Origin of the sequence: Paucilactobacillus kaifaensis, assembly GCF_005405145.1 — a bacterium.
Classification (GTDB): domain Bacteria; phylum Bacillota; class Bacilli; order Lactobacillales; family Lactobacillaceae; genus Paucilactobacillus; species Paucilactobacillus kaifaensis.
Genome location: NZ_BJDM01000009.1, coordinates 1 through 15,149 on the forward strand (window position 1 = coordinate 1; position 15,149 = coordinate 15,149).

The following is a 15,149-nucleotide window of genomic DNA, read 5'->3' on the forward strand; positions in this document are numbered from 1 at the left end:
CATAAGGATGTCATGTCCTTTTAATATGCAAAAAAATCTGATATTGGTTATTTACCAACACCAGATAGTGTAGACCCTAAAAAACCCGAAGATTCTTCAAAAACGAAGGATCTTCGGGTTTTTTAAATTTATACAGACCTCTGCAGTTAGTTTACACGTTTCAAATAAACGTATAATAAATGACTCTCAAGTTTTAAGCTGCCATAACTTGACGATATAGCAAAGTATATTCCAACATATTCAACAAGCCTTATACGACGCTACTGATTCTCACTTAATTTAATTGAAGTGCTATGAATCGGTGCCCGCTTACCTGGATAAATCTGATTAACAACTGAACTAATTGCTGTAGGAGCCTCGCCAAACGCGGTAGCAATCAATTTTACCTTGCCAGGATAAATGACTCCATCCCCGATGGCATACACTCCGGCAACACTTGTTTGCATGTCCGAATTAACTACAATGTCATGACGCTGCTCATCAAAATCAAGCGACCAGCTAGTAAGAGCCTTATTATCCGAAGTAAATCCATAATTAACAATGACATCATCAACCTCAAGATGCTTCTCTTCGTCTGATTTCATTTTCTTCATGGTCAAATCGAGTGCGCCTGCAGATGTCTTTTCGATTTGTTTTAACAAATATGGTACTTGTAAAGTTACACTAGATTGTTTTAGTAAACTAACTTCATGTTCTAAGCCACGAAATGTTTCCCGTCGGTGCATCAAGTGAACTTGTTTTGCAATTGGTTCTAGCATCAAGGCCATATCCACAGCTGAATCACCACCACCTGCAATCAACACCCGCCGATCACGAAAGTCTTCTTTGTGAGTTACATAATAAAACAGCTGCTTATTTTCAAGCTGCTCCACATTATCAATCGCTAATTTCCGCGGTGTAAAAGCTCCATTTCCCAGTGCAATAATTACCGTTTTTGAATATGAGGTTCGTCGATCAGTGACAATCTTAAACCCCTGCTCATCTTTGACGACATCAGTAACTGTTTCGCCAAGGAAAGTATCAATTGGTGTCTCTTGCATTTGCTGTTGTAACTGAGAAATCATTTGATTGGCCTGAATATTGGGCAATCCAGCAATATCTAAAATCGTCTTTTCGGGATACAATGCATCCACCTGTCCGCCAAGTTGGGGTAAACTTTCGATCAATTGTGCATTTAATTCACGCAACCCGGCATAAAAGGCAGCAAACATTCCTGCTGGCCCGCCACCAACGATTGTAACATCATATACTTGCTCTTCCATTCCAAACAACCTTCCTCATTAATTTAATTAATCTTACACTAATTAGCTAAAATTATCATTTCATTATGCCGAAACTCTAAAAATATTAACTAAATCCCGGATATCAATTGTCTTTTAGTAATTAGTTCGCTATGATTGAAATGTGATAAGGCTTTCATAAAATATATTGGAGGTAATTTGATGGCAACGAAGAAAATGATTCTTGATTTAGATACTGGCGTTGATGACGCGTTGGCAATTGCTTATGCACTGGCAGCTCCCGACGTAGACCTAATCGGAATTGTCAGTTCATATGGTAACTGTCTCATTGAACAGGCTGGAGCTAACAGCTTGAAATTACTAGAACTGCTAGGTGCAACCGATGTTCCCGTTTATCTGGGGCTCAGTCATTCCAGTACCACAGATCATTTTGATGTAATGCAAGTAAGTAAGGATATTCATGGTAATAACGGCATTGGTGAAGTTGAATTGCCAACCGCTAAACGGCCTATTGAAACAGAACCTGGGGTTGATTTTATCATCAAAGCAGCTCACGAATACGCCGAAAACTTAATTTTTGTGCCAACTGGTCCAATGACTAATCTTGATGCCGCACTGGCTAAAGATCCTGAAATTGCTCATCTAATTGGCAATGTTACATTTATGGGTGGTGCATTGACCGTTGAAGGTAATGTTACCCCCTATGCCGAAGCCAATATTAATCAGGATCCACAAGCTGCCGATCGCGTTTTACGCAGTGCTTTAAAAATCACCATGGTTGGTTTAGACGTGACGTTACGAACATTATTAACTAAGGCCGAAACACAAGTATGGCGCAACTTAGGAACCGATGCTGGTAAGGCATACGCTGACATTACCGACTTTTATATTGACGCTTACTACAATTTAGGAATTGATAAAACAGGTTGTGCCTTGCACGATCCACTTGCCGTCGGCGTTGCTCTAGATTCCTCGTTTGTTAAAACAATTGATCTTAATATGAAGGTTACCTCTGACGACAATAATTACGGTAGAACAATTGGTGATAACGCCCGATTAAACGATCCAACGACGAACGTGAAAGTTGCCGTTGATGTCGATAAAGATCGTTATCTCAGCACTTTCATGAACTATCTAACCACACTATTTAAAAAATAATAATTGCTTTTTAGTACTAAATAAATTATATTAACTATGAATCATCTTACATCTGGGGTGCCATTTGGCTGAGATATACCCATTGAACCTGCTCTGGTTAGGACCAGCGAAGGGAGATAATTAGTCAATCAATTCGATTAACGATTAGTTAACGTCTCTCCTTTCATTTGGAGAGACGTTTTTTACTCCAATTTGTAATTTGATAAAAAATTGGGAGGTTGATGATATGAATCAACGAGCACGTTGGCACGTTCGCGACATTATTTTACTAGCACTAATTGGGATTTTATTTGGCGTTATTTTTCTTGGCACCAATTTTATTTATGATGGATTAACAGTAGCACTAACACCAGTTGGCTTGGCGCCACTGGCTAATGACATTTCAATGGGGCTTTGGATTATGGCTGGCCCGTTAGCTGGCTTTATGTTAAGAATACCCGGTGCTGGCTTTCTAGGTGAATTTCTAGCTGCTGTAGGTGAAATGTTTTTTGGTGGCCAGTGGGGCGCTTCAACCATGATTTCTGGTGCCATTCAAGGAGTTGCAATCGAATTAGGCTTCACGTTAACTGGTTATCGCTTCTACAATTGGATTACTTTACTCCTGACCACCTTAACCTCTACGGTCGGAACGTTTGCTTGGGATATGTTTCGTAATGGTTATGCTGCATTTTCGCCAAAGATGTTATTTTTATTATTAGTCGTCAGATTTATTTCTATCTTTTTCTTTGGTGGTATTCTTGTTAAATTAATTACCAGTTTATTGGAACGAAGTCACGTATTACACCGCTAAGGAGACGTTATGCATTCACTAACCGTTAATAACCTTACATTTAAATATCAACCAGATGCGCCAATCTTTGAAAATGTAAATATCGCATTACCTCTAAATCAATTTAATGTATTGGTAGGCCCATCTGGTAGCGGGAAATCAACCTTGCTAAAAATAATTGCAGGGTTATATCCTCAATTTGGCGGTAATTTAATTAGCGGCAATATCACTATTGATGGTATCAATTTATCAACAAATCAGCATCAAATAGCGATGCTATTTCAAAACCCAAATCAGCAGTTTACCATGGATACACCTAGAAACGAACTTATTTTTGTATTGGAAAATTTACAAGTTAAACCCAGTGAAATGAATGCTCGTATTACTGAATCTTTGAACTTTGTTGACTGCACTGAACTTGCTGATCAAAATTTTAATACTCTCTCAGGCGGTGAAAAACAAAAAGTAGCTTTGGCGGTGATTGTAGCCATGGATAGCTCGGTAATCTTATTGGACGAACCCTTTGCAAGTATCGATCCCGGTGCCCGCAACCATCTACTAGCTAAACTGACTGAATTACGTGACAAACACCATAAAACAATAATCTTGGCTGAGCATGATCTACATGGATACCAAGAAATCGCCGATCAAGTTTTCCAAATTAATCCTGGCGATAGTAATATTGTTGCTTTGACACAAGATGCCAAAAAAAAATTATTTTCTCAATTTAAACCAATAACGATGACCACAAGAATCAAACTTCCCTCTGAATATGACCAGCCAGTAATTACACTAGATCATTTTCATTTGACTCAACAAAATAAAACTTTGTTGGAGCAATCAAAATTCACTTTCTTTAAAAATAAAATCACACTGATTACAGGTGAGAATGGAATCGGTAAGTCTACCCTGTTTAACGCCATCATTAAATTGACACCTTATCAGGGGAAAATTTTAGTCAGTGGTCATGATGTCAAATCAATGAAACAAAAAAAACTTACTCGTCAGGTTGGCTTAGTATTTCAGGAAGCTGAAAACCAATTTATGGCAATTACAGTTGCTGAAGAAATTGAGCTTAGCAAAAAGCACCGCTTAACTACTTACTTTACTGATCAACTAATCAAAGACTCATTGAGCAGATTGAACTTATCAGATCGCTTAGATCAGGTTGTCTATTCACTAAGTGAAGGTCAAAAAAAGAAGTTGCAGATCCTGCTTATGCTGATCAGTGGTCAACAAATTTTGTTATTAGACGAGCCGCTTAGAGGACTCGATATTGATTCGCTTGCCGCTGTGCTTGTTTTGATAAAAAAAGCTAGTCTTGCACAACAGCAAACCGTGATTATGATCAGTCATCAACTTACTGATTTAGCTAAGTGGATCGATTATCATGTTTTATTTGCGCAACAGCAACTTAGTTATCAGGAGGTGCTGTGATGAATGCCAGTCTAAAATTATTGTTAGTTTTGCTAATCTCATTAGAAGTATCTTTCACTCAAAGTCTCAGTGCTAATTTAATTTTGATCACAGGTAGTCTATTCTATTTAATGATTCACAAAACTTCATTCAGATCATTATTACTTTTAGGAGTTGTTCCATTTTTACCGGCATTAGGTCTGTTTGTGACAATTTATTACTTTAGCCCCGATCATGACCTACATTTTGCATGGGTGCTGTTCACACGAATGTACGTTTATGTCACCGCGGGAGCAAGCTTTACACTAACGAGTACACCACTAGATTTGGCTCTCAGTCTTGAACAAAATTGGCATTTACCATCGAAATTTGCTTATGGAACTCTGGCTGCTTTCAATATGCTACCAAAGATTAAATCAGCAATTGTTACAATCCGCACCGCTGGTTTAATGCGTGGCATTGTCTTATCTTGGTGGTCACCACAATTGTATTTTAAAGCTATTTTAGTTGCCCTAAACTGGTCAGAAAACCTTGCTCAAGCTATGATCTCTCATGGTTTTGTTGAAGATCAACCCCGAACGTTTTATCGTCAAATTAAAATTACAATCATCGACTACAGTATGTTAATAGTTATTATATTAGCAATTCAACTACCAATTTGGCTCTTACCATAGCAAAATATTTTATTCCGATACCCCTTATTGGTACAATTACAATAAGGGGTGAGTAAAATGGATTACAATGCACGCAACAAAATTATTAACGGTTTAAGTTACTTGAGTATCCTATTTTTGCCTGTTATTTTTCCACTAATTGTCTGGATTGTTGGTGGCAATCAAGCTGATATCCGCCACCATGCTAGTAGGGCTTTTTGGACTCAATTAATCCCAGCCATTTTGGCAATCATCCTAATTGTCATAGGTGCGGTGTACGGGTTTATTACTAATAACATTCAGTCAACTAGTTGGTTATTCATTGGTATGCTGGCCATCGTTGGTCTGATTTCAGTTGGGTTATTTTTGTATAATATTGTTAAAGCCATTCAGGTCTTTATTGACTAATCCTTACTATTTTAATTTATATTGCATAGGTACCCACGAGATTTCATATCTTAAAATCTGCAAGAAATTGCAGATGGTTATCGTATATAACAAGTGTGCTCGGACTCTTTATCTGAAACACACTCAACCTGCAAAAAACAATAAAACAGGGGGGATGATTCATAATTCGAATCATCCCCCTGTTTTATTGTTGCATTCCAATTTCTAACCACGGTTGTTTACGCTCTTTATTTATCCGTATCCGGGTCCCAATTTCCCGTAAATAATTGTTGTTTTAAATCATCTGCCGACAACTTCTTTTGAGATTCAAAACCACGAAACGGCCGAATTGTTTGCAATGCTGAATTTTGATATCGTTTAGCACGTTCTAGTGCATATTCACTTAATGAACCATTTTTGATATGCACAGTCAGTCGGGCACTAGGAGTTGTCTTTGGATTTTCTACTCGATCCTCTAAATCCTCTAATTCTTCTTGGTATTCTGGTCCTAACTGAATTTGATTAGCATAGCGTTCTAGGCGATCTAACATAGCACGCGCATTCGTTTGATACTTGCAAATTGCATCTGGCGATTCAGTTGCTACCTCTTCGTTCATTTGGTCAGCCCGCATTAACACCTTATTCACTTCTGCTTCGTGCAGAGCAGGCGTCATAATAAAATAACTAGCCATTAATCGGATAAACCGGAGGGTATTGGTTCGAACGCCAACTGAGCTACTAGGATCCAAATCTAGCATCCTTAACTCCAAGTACTTCACTCCAGACTGGGGCAACTCTGACAACTTACCAGCACCTTTAAATCGGACAGCTCCATGAAATTCATAATCTGAAATTAACGTCCCATCTTTAGCACCTTGCTCAATTCGCTGAACATAACGACTTACATTACTGTAATCACCGACAAACTTGGTACCAAAGCAATATGAACTTTGCCGTACACTTCTAATTGGCCCTGCAGGCCCTTCATTATTTTCAAAATAGTTAGCTTCAGCAATTGGACTAGCACCAAATAAATATGTAATTAACCAGCGATAACGCATAAAGCCTTGTGCAATTTTAGTATACATGTAATTTTCAAGTTCGGTTCTACTTTCAAATCGGTCCTTTAAGTGTGGATACACGAGTTCGAATACACGTGGGTCAATACTTAAATTAATATGTGCACCACAAGGTGTTCCTTCTGAAAAGCCATGCCGTTTCAGCCACTCTTTTAAATAGGCTTCTTTTTTAGGACCCATTTTAGCTAACAGCAATGATTGCTTATCCTGTGGCAATCTAGGTGGCATCGAAAGTGGCCATAGTAATTTACCAGGGGCTAATGCTGTCCGTAATGCATTATTAATACCAAACAAATAGTGCATTGCATCCAGTGCATGCGCAGCAGGTGGTGTAACAACTTCAGACATCGTCTCCAGAAAGTCATTTGTAACCCAAGGGTTGATTTGCTCATCTCCCACACCGGCTGGATATGGTTCCTTACTTAACTCACCATTCTCATCGACACGTTGCATCTCAATTTCTAATCCCATAGTAAAATCTTGTGTCTTAGCTACAGCTTCATTATCAAAAATTAATTGTCCAATCTCACTAAACATTTTAATCGCTTCCTCATTTTGCAATCAATGATTTGTATCAGTTTACATACTGCAGAACGTAAAGTCAATTGAATCATTAATATTTTTCTTACCAAGTTTTAATTTAATAGTTAGTATTTGCTTATATTTAAACCATAATTAGTCATCATTTGGTACAATAGATGCCAAATTAATAAAAAATCGAGGCCCACAAATGGAATCTATTCTTTCAATTATGCTTCTGACCGTTGCAGTTGTAGTGGCAAATATTTTGAGCTTGATCTGGCCAAAAGTGCCATTAGCAGTTTACCAAATTATAGCTGGTCTATTACTATCACTTGACCCCCAGTTTAACCACTTCGCGCTCGAACCAGAGTTATTCATGTTAGCAATTATCGCCCCGTTAATGTTTAACGACGGCCAAAACCAGTCAACTAGGAGTTTATCAAAAAATATATCTTCAATTTTATCAATGTCTGTTTTTTTAGCTATTTTCACAGTTTTAGTGGTTGGCTTTTCAGCTCACATGCTCTGGCCTACCATGGCTTTACCTATTACTTTAATGTTAGCAGCAATCATTACACCCACTGATGCAGTTGCAGTAAATTCGATCACTAAAAATGTTATCTTACCCGAGCGAGTTCACACGACTCTTACGCACGAATCGTTGTTTAATGACGCTTCTGGTATTGTTTTGTTTAATTTAGCACTTGGCGCATATACCACTGGCTCATTTTCACTGGGCTTAGGTATTTTAGACTTTATTAAAGTTTTCTTTGGGGGCATTTTCTTTGGTTTAATCGTCGGTACATTAATTGTTCAGTTGCGCTTGCATTTGACCCAGTCACATGCGGATATCAGTGCAATCGTTATTCCAATCAATATCATGACCCCACTCGTAATCTATTGGTCAGCTGAACGGCTAGGACTTTCTGGTATTTTAGCGGTTGTTGCCACCGGTCTGGTTCACAGTATATTGCACGACCGTCTCCAGCTTACTTCAACTAAATTGCAGATTGTCACATCCACCACATGGACGATTATTGAGGATATTCTAAACGGCTTTGTGTTTGTCTTATTAGGTGCCACGCTGCCAACAGTTATCACATCAAATAATATAACTAATATTAGTCTTTTAGTTTTGATTGCAGTTGGTTTGTACCTGACACTATTTTTAATTCGATACCTTTGGGTTCGCTTTGGGCTTGTAAAACTAAAACGACATACTGCCAATGAACATCAATCCGCTTGGCAAGTTGCTTTAGGCGGTGTTCATGGTACGATCACCTTAGCCATGGCTTTCTCAATTCCAACTATGATTAACCATCACTTATTTGTCTATCGTGATCAAATTATTTTAATTGCAGCTATCGTTATTCTAATTAGTCTGCTAGTGCCAGCTATTGTTTTCCCATTGACATTGCCTGTCAAACAAAAAAGCTACACAGCTGCAGAGTTTGACCACCATGTTAACCGCTTGGTTTCATTTGCAGTAGCTGAACTAAAACAAAATAACCAAACCACTGAAGAATTACGACAAGCCACGGAAACGTTAGCTAGTCAGGCTAATATCAAGCAAACAGTTGATCGCAAACAATTTTTCGCCTTGGCTAACCAGGCCCGCCAAATTGAGCAAACAACCATTGAACAGTTAAATGATCAAGGCCAGATATCTAATCAGACCCAAGCCTACTACGAACGCTTTTTAGAACGAACGGCCTTTCGTTCTAGTAATCGGAGTTTCACTAAGCTCCTGTGGCACCGGTTAAAACGAAGCCTAAACAAAAGACTAATTCGCCGCCACAAGCCAAAGTTATCTACTGCAGAAATAATACAAAAAAAAGCCGCCTTTAAAACTAAACAAGCAGCCACAATTGAGGTCTTAGGCAATGTTAGCAATGCTGTAATTACCTACCTAGATTCTATTGAAAATGCTGATAATCGAACTGAAGTTGCCATGTTACGTCGTACTTATACGGCCCGTACTAGGTTTATTAATGATCGACAAACATTAGAAAGTGATTTATTACAAAATTTATTTATTCAGGCATTTCAATCGGAACACACCTACGTTCAACAAGAACTGGCTAGTCAAAACATTTCCCAAGAACTCGCCAATCACCTTAACGAAAAAATATCAACCGATGAACTAGTCTATATGCAATCAATGACTTAATGCATGTATTGTGCCAAAAAATTGGCAATATGTTTACGGTACTCCTTTGGTGCAGTAGCGTAAGATTTTGCATGTTGCGCGTTTTTAACAACCCATAATTGTTTTGGTCCCTTAGTAGCACGATAATTTTGATAAACCATTTCAGTTGGCACAAATGTATCTTTAGCTCCGTGAATAAATAACATTGGTCGATGATTATGTGATAATTGATTGAGGGAACTGGCTGAACCAAAGAAATAGCCAGCACGCACGCGGGTAATCAAGCTAACCACGTCAACTAATGGAAAGCTAGGTAAATTATACATCTGCCTTGCTTGATAGCTAATTTCTTGTTTAACCCCTGTATACCCACAATCTTCAACGAAAGCTTTTACCTGTGTCGGCAGCTTTTCCCCACTGGTCATCATCGTCGTAGCACCACCCATACTAACACCGAACATAACAATTTCAGACTGTTGGCCATTAGCAGCAATAATTTTGTTGATCCATTTTTTATCGTCCAAGCGATCTGGCCAACCATAACCAATATAATTTCCCTGGCTGTTTCCTTGGCCGCGAGCATCTGGTAATAGTACGTTATATCCTAGTTGATGAAACAAATAAGCGTAGGCTCCCATACTTTCTTTGTTACCCATAAACCCGTGGGCAATCAAAACAGTTTTATTTGTTTTTGTTTGTGCTGGAACATAGTCAGCAACCAACTTTAAATTTCCAGTTGCTGATTGCATAGTCCAGTGTTGTTTATTAACTTGCTGAAACCATTTTTTTTGATGATATAATGGATCTGACTTTTTGATTACCGTTTGATTACTGATAAAACTTTTATGACTAGGTACTACTGCAACCTGATAAAAATATAAACCACCTGCTAGTAGGCCTCCGGTTAAAATAACAATGACAGTAATAATTACAATTAACCAACGTTTAACTTTCATTTACAAATCTCCATTTCTAGATATCTATGTACTAATTTAACTAAAATTTTTCTTTAAAGAAGGTCTTCTCGTACCCACTGAATTTCATTTTATGTCTTCCGATCACCAAACTAACTTATACGCTAAAATGTGGCTACCAACCGGCAATCCCATTGGGGTAATTCAAATAATTCACGGAATGGCAGAACACATTAACCGGTATCAAGAATTTGCCTCGTTTTTAGCCAAACAAGGATTCATTGTGGCCGGTGATGACCATCTTGGCCATGGACACTCAGCTACCAATAATAACTTGGGTTATTTTAGTCACGGCAATGCCGTTCATTTCTTATTGCAAGATGAAATCAACCTGTGTCACAAATTAAAAAAAGACTACCCTAGTTTACCATATGTCTTACTCGGACACAGCATGGGTTCGATGATGGCTCAATGTCTTTTACCTATTTTAGATCACGAAATTGACGGTGCAATTTTAATTGGGACTAGTGCCGTTCATCGTGAATTAGTTCCAGCTTGGCCAATAATCAGTTCACTAAATCAAATTGCTCCTCATCGTATTGGTCGCTTTCTAGACGCAATGGCATTTGGGAGTTTCTCAAAGCCCTTTAACCGCCACGTTAAATTTTCCTGGTTGACCCATTCATCAGAAATTATTAGTCAGTATGATCAAGATCCGTGGTCCGGGTTTACGTTTACCAACAATGGATTCTATACTTTATTTTCACTAATGAAGCGGGCTACTAGTTCAGCATGGATTAATGGTATTCGTTCTGACCTACCAATCTTGATAACTAGTGGTACCCATGATCCAGTTGGTAAGTTTGGCCGTGGCCCCAGCTACCATTTTAACTTATTAACAAACGCTGGTTTTTCCAAAACAACTTTAAAACTTTTTGATGGAATGCGCCACGAAATCCTAAATGAGACTCATCGAGAACAAGTTTATCAATTTATTGCACGATGGTTAGGCAAAAATGTGCTACATTATAGGTAAGTAAATTTACATGATCAAGTAAACGTGCAAGGAAGTGAGTAAATGTTTCCAGAACGATTAAGAGCATTGCGTCGCGGGCAAAATATCACCTTAAAAGAATTAGCAACTGCCCTAAACCAACATTTGACCAGTGGTGAAAAAGCTAATACTCCGTCTCAAATTGGTAACTGGGAACGCGGTATCCGTACCCCTTCATATATTGAAGCTCGTAAGTTATCCGAGTATTTTGATGTTAGTTTGGATTATTTAACTGGTAAATCTGATCAAAACGATTACGATCTAGGAAAACTATTCCTTTCAGGAAAGGAATTATCGTTCAATCACACTACCTTAACCAGCCAGGACCGTTATGAGATATTTCAGTTAATTGACGGTTACCTCCATGGTCGCCAAAAACGTCGTGAAACAGAAAAATTCTATGCAACGCAAGAAGAATTGGACTTGGATTTATAAAAAATTATGAGCAGGACCTGAAAATGTCTAGGTTAGACATCCAGTCATGCAAATAAGTCTACAAAAACCACAACCTAATGAAGGAAAGACCCTATGAATCCTAAACAACGTAAACGACTGAAAAAAGTCATCAAACAACATAAGCAAGTTAAAACTAATAATTATATCAGTGAACTGACTCATTATCGCGATTTATTTGATTTCTTTCCAGCAATTAAATATTTAATTAATAATGTTTTGGAGAGTAATCGTTTATTACAAAATGGGCTGCTACCACAACCTCTTCCAAAGTTATTACTGCCCGATAATATTCAAGACACTATTTTTAATGCAATTCAGTCCAAATATGCACCAGACGATCCTGCCGGTGACCAACAATGGTCACTTTATGTTGATGCATTGCCTAAATTAGACCGTTTATTACGTAACTATCGTGATTATTTAGAGACAACATACGGGATGTGGTCGTACACAAATTCATTATTCGTTAAGCAACTATCACAGTTAACTGATGGCCAACCAGTACTAGAGGTAATGGCCGGTAATGGATATATTTCAAAGGGATTAAAAAACTTAAATTCACAGCAAATCGTTATTACCACCGATAGTCAAGCATGGACAACAGAAAACGAAACCGGCAAACATCCGGTAACCACAATTGAGTCGCTGGATGCATTATCCGCTTTTGACAAATATGAATCACAGATCAAATACGTAATTATGTCATGGGCGCCAGATAAACAAACAACCGATTGGGAACTGCTACAAAAAATCAGAAATAGTGCTCGGAATATCAAATTACTAGTTATTGGCGAACAAAATGGAGCAACCAACTCCTCTGCCTTTTGGAATAACGTTGAAATCATCCCAAATAGTACCATTGACCAAATTAATACTCAGTTTAAGAGTTTTGATTTAATTAATGAAAAACTATTTGAGTGCGCATAAACGGCTTTACCATTGCTCAATGTATCAACCAATTGAAATAAAAAATAGAACTGCATCCCATAACAGGATCGCAGTTCTATTTTTGATGTGTATTGGTAGCAGTGCTACCTCAGATTAACAGCGCTCCACAACGCTAATAATCGGACGCCCTACATAATCCGGTAGGAATATGCGCCCCACCCGAAATGTCACTAGTCGCTTGCGCGAAACAACCAAAAGATTGTCTGACTTTCTCGACTCATCGCATGCAGTCATTGTATCATCTTCCGTGCCATAATTCAAATTACTTTTTTTCTTCCTTAGCGGCAGCTCGATTGCTCTCAATGGTGGTTAATTGGGTAGTAATCCATTCTTTGGCCATTTTTCCAGCACTATCTGGATCATCCGCTAATGAAGTTAGCGAAGCACACTGGTCAATTCTCAGACCTGAGCGATTCAAATCGGCGGCCTCACAAACTAAATACACATTTACTTCACGTTCCTCGTTAACGTCCAATATTTTAGTAATTGTTTTTGAGTTCATCAATGGCAAATTAATAACACTGGTCTCTAACCGAACCGAAACATTTTCACCGGCAGGTACCTTAACAATCCATTCAAATTGAGATAATTCATTTTTGTTGGCATTATCGCTAAGATACTTTAATCCAGCTTCAATTGCTTTAGTTTCCTCAACTTGCTTAACAGTTACTGTTTCTTTTTTTGTTTGAAATTTATCAGCAAGAATTTGATCCACAAATGTTTGAACGTTGATTTTCATTAAATTACTTCCTTCTTAATCTCGGACTAATATATTGTCCTCGTTGTCTAATTGCTGCAATTCCCGCCATAACATTCATTACAATCCCAATGACACTTAAAACATCAATACTTAATCTAAAAACAGAACCAACTTTGGCATGAAAGTTAATTTCAAAAAATGCCCCAAATAATGCAATTGTATAGATCAGTAGCACAAAGATGGTTAAGTACACAGAGAAACGAAAGTTAAGCGCACTAAATATAATTACTAGTAAATATAGTACAATCGCTATGCCGATATGATTAATCACTTCGCTACTTGCTAAGGAAGTTCCGCTAAGATGATACATCATCAAACTAACGATACAGTAAAGTAATAGTGAAATTGTTGAATATGAGATTACTTGTCTAGCTGCTTTCACGTTGGATCCCCCGTTTAATTGAATATAGTTTTATTCTACTATTAATGAACCCCAAGAGCTACTTCAATTAAAATTGCCTAAGAAAAAAGTCCATCCCAGTGTGAGATAGACCTAAAATTTAATATCAATTAAATTTTATGCTAATAAATCAACCAACTGTGCAACACTGACTCCAACAATGTATTGCGTAGTATCTGCGTTTGTTAAGACTTTCGTCAAAGTTTCTCGATTGTAAGTAATGCCCTTCAACTGCTCAGCTAGCTGACTAATATCCTGTGGGCCAAAGAAATCACCAAAGAATTTGATGTTTTTGATTTTACCATCTTCAACTTGGATACGAGCATCAACAGTCCCCATATCAAAATGCTGGCGCTTTTGCACTGAAAATTCTGGTGATTTACCATAAACCCAATCCCAGTTATTATAGTATTCTTCATAAATTTGATCGATTTTGGCCTGTTCTTCATCAGTAACTACATATTCTTGTTCTTTTATTTGAGCTAGGTCATCGACATGGAACAATTTTTTTAACAAGATATCTCGAAATTCCGGCACTGATAAGTCTTGATATTCAGGTGATAAAAATGGTTTCAAATTAGTGACCCGCGAACGCACCGATTTAATTCCCTTTGACTTAATTTTGTCTTCTGGAACATTGAGGGCATGAGTCACAACATCTAAATCAACATCCAGCATTAACGTCCCGTGTGAAAAAGTTTTTCCATTGCGAGTATACATCGCGTTACCAGAAAACTTACGACCATCAACTAAGATATCATTACGCCCACTTACTTCGGCAGTGGTGGCTCCCATTTCGTGTAATGCATCCACAATCGGCTGTGTAAATGACTTGAAGTCCCCAAAATCTTCACTATCACTATCTACCACAAAACTAAAACATAAATTGCCCAGATCTTGATAAACAGCTCCGCCACCAGATAATCGGCGGGTCACCCGAATATTATGATCCTGCACATATTTTTGATTAATTTCTTCTAATGTATTTTGATTACGGCCAACAATAATACAAGGTTCTTCATAATAGAATAATAGTAATGGTTCACCAAAATTTTTGTTGTTCATTAAATATTGTTCAGTTGCCAAGTTCTCCCCAATATTATGAGATTTCATTGCCACATAACGCATATTTTTTATCCTCCAACTACAATATATTAGCTAACTCATGGTGCTGCTGCCTTGTCTTACAAACAAATTTTAGCACCCAGTGAAACCGATTACAATAAACTATTGAACAGATTAC

Annotated in this window: 15 protein-coding genes and 1 riboswitch; of the genes, 9 read left to right on the forward strand and 6 right to left on the reverse strand. The window is 37.8% G+C overall.

Annotation, left to right across the window (positions count from 1 at the left end; translation table 11 throughout):
• Positions 1 to 260 precede the first annotated feature (260 nt).
• Entirely contained in the window at positions 261 to 1,262 is a 1,002-nt protein-coding gene (locus FFM51_RS05065; protein WP_137597556.1) for an NAD(P)/FAD-dependent oxidoreductase, read from the reverse strand.
• Positions 1,263 to 1,442: 180 nt separating this feature from the next.
• On the opposite strand from FFM51_RS05065, the gene FFM51_RS05070 reads away from it, so the two are divergent.
• From FFM51_RS05070 to FFM51_RS05090, 5 genes are all read left to right on the forward strand, one after another.
• A complete protein-coding gene (locus FFM51_RS05070) occupies positions 1,443 to 2,399 on the forward strand; it encodes a nucleoside hydrolase (RefSeq protein WP_137597557.1) in 957 nt (318 codons plus the stop codon).
• Between the two features lie 43 nt (positions 2,400 to 2,442).
• Positions 2,443 to 2,531: riboswitch (TPP riboswitch) on the forward strand.
• 94 nt (positions 2,532 to 2,625) lie between these two features.
• Complete coding sequence (locus FFM51_RS05075) at positions 2,626 to 3,189, forward strand: ECF transporter S component (protein ID WP_137597558.1); 564 nt, start codon at positions 2,626 to 2,628, stop codon at positions 3,187 to 3,189.
• Positions 3,190 to 3,198: 9 nt separating this feature from the next.
• Positions 3,199 to 4,605: an ABC transporter ATP-binding protein gene (locus FFM51_RS05080; protein WP_137597559.1), complete on the forward strand. Its 1,407-nt coding sequence runs from the start codon at positions 3,199 to 3,201 to the stop codon at positions 4,603 to 4,605.
• A complete protein-coding gene (locus FFM51_RS05085) occupies positions 4,605 to 5,258 on the forward strand; it encodes an energy-coupling factor transporter transmembrane component T family protein (RefSeq protein WP_137597560.1) in 654 nt (217 codons plus the stop codon). Before FFM51_RS05080 ends, FFM51_RS05085 begins: the two co-directional genes overlap by 1 nt.
• A gap of 57 nt (positions 5,259 to 5,315) precedes the next feature.
• On the forward strand, positions 5,316 to 5,645 hold the full coding sequence (locus tag FFM51_RS05090) for a magnetosome magnetite crystal formation protein family (protein ID WP_137597561.1): 330 nt from the start codon (positions 5,316 to 5,318) through the stop codon (positions 5,643 to 5,645).
• A gap of 227 nt (positions 5,646 to 5,872) precedes the next feature.
• On the opposite strand, the gene FFM51_RS05095 is transcribed toward FFM51_RS05090, so the two are convergent.
• Positions 5,873 to 7,240, reverse strand: coding sequence for a glutamate--cysteine ligase (locus FFM51_RS05095; RefSeq protein WP_137597562.1), 1,368 nt, complete (start codon positions 7,238 to 7,240; stop codon positions 5,873 to 5,875).
• A 193-nt stretch (positions 7,241 to 7,433) separates the two neighbouring features.
• Between FFM51_RS05095 and FFM51_RS05100 the strand changes: the two genes are divergently transcribed.
• Positions 7,434 to 9,395, forward strand: coding sequence for a cation:proton antiporter (locus FFM51_RS05100; protein WP_137597563.1), 1,962 nt, complete (start codon positions 7,434 to 7,436; stop codon positions 9,393 to 9,395).
• Here FFM51_RS05100 and FFM51_RS05105 read toward each other — a convergent pair.
• Positions 9,392 to 10,330, reverse strand: a complete 939-nt coding sequence (locus tag FFM51_RS05105) for an alpha/beta hydrolase (RefSeq protein WP_137597564.1) — start codon at positions 10,328 to 10,330, stop codon at positions 9,392 to 9,394. The two genes, FFM51_RS05100 and FFM51_RS05105, sit on opposite strands and share 4 nt — an antisense overlap.
• Positions 10,331 to 10,421: 91 nt before the next feature.
• Here FFM51_RS05105 and FFM51_RS05110 point away from each other — a divergent pair, with 91 nt between their 5' ends.
• From FFM51_RS05110 to FFM51_RS05120, 3 genes are all read left to right on the forward strand, one after another.
• Positions 10,422 to 11,324, forward strand: a complete 903-nt coding sequence (locus tag FFM51_RS05110; protein ID WP_137597565.1) for an alpha/beta fold hydrolase — start codon at positions 10,422 to 10,424, stop codon at positions 11,322 to 11,324.
• Between the two features lie 42 nt (positions 11,325 to 11,366).
• Positions 11,367 to 11,777, forward strand: a complete 411-nt coding sequence (locus tag FFM51_RS05115) for a helix-turn-helix domain-containing protein (protein WP_137597566.1) — start codon at positions 11,367 to 11,369, stop codon at positions 11,775 to 11,777.
• A 93-nt stretch (positions 11,778 to 11,870) separates the two neighbouring features.
• Positions 11,871 to 12,725 (forward strand): SAM-dependent methyltransferase, encoded by an 855-nt coding sequence (locus tag FFM51_RS05120; RefSeq protein WP_137597567.1) that lies wholly within the window; start codon positions 11,871 to 11,873, stop codon positions 12,723 to 12,725.
• Positions 12,726 to 13,008: 283 nt separating this feature from the next.
• Here FFM51_RS05120 and FFM51_RS05125 read toward each other — a convergent pair whose 3' ends face one another.
• The 3 genes from FFM51_RS05125 to FFM51_RS05135 form a co-directional block, all read right to left on the reverse strand.
• Positions 13,009 to 13,485 (reverse strand): hypothetical protein, encoded by a 477-nt coding sequence (locus FFM51_RS05125; protein ID WP_137597568.1) that lies wholly within the window; start codon positions 13,483 to 13,485, stop codon positions 13,009 to 13,011.
• Between the two features lie 4 nt (positions 13,486 to 13,489).
• A complete protein-coding gene (locus tag FFM51_RS05130; protein ID WP_137597569.1) occupies positions 13,490 to 13,888 on the reverse strand; it encodes a hypothetical protein in 399 nt (132 codons plus the stop codon).
• Positions 13,889 to 14,023: 135 nt separating this feature from the next.
• Positions 14,024 to 15,034 (reverse strand): lipoate--protein ligase, encoded by a 1,011-nt coding sequence (locus tag FFM51_RS05135; protein ID WP_137597570.1) that lies wholly within the window; start codon positions 15,032 to 15,034, stop codon positions 14,024 to 14,026.
• Positions 15,035 to 15,149: the final 115 nt, after the last annotated feature.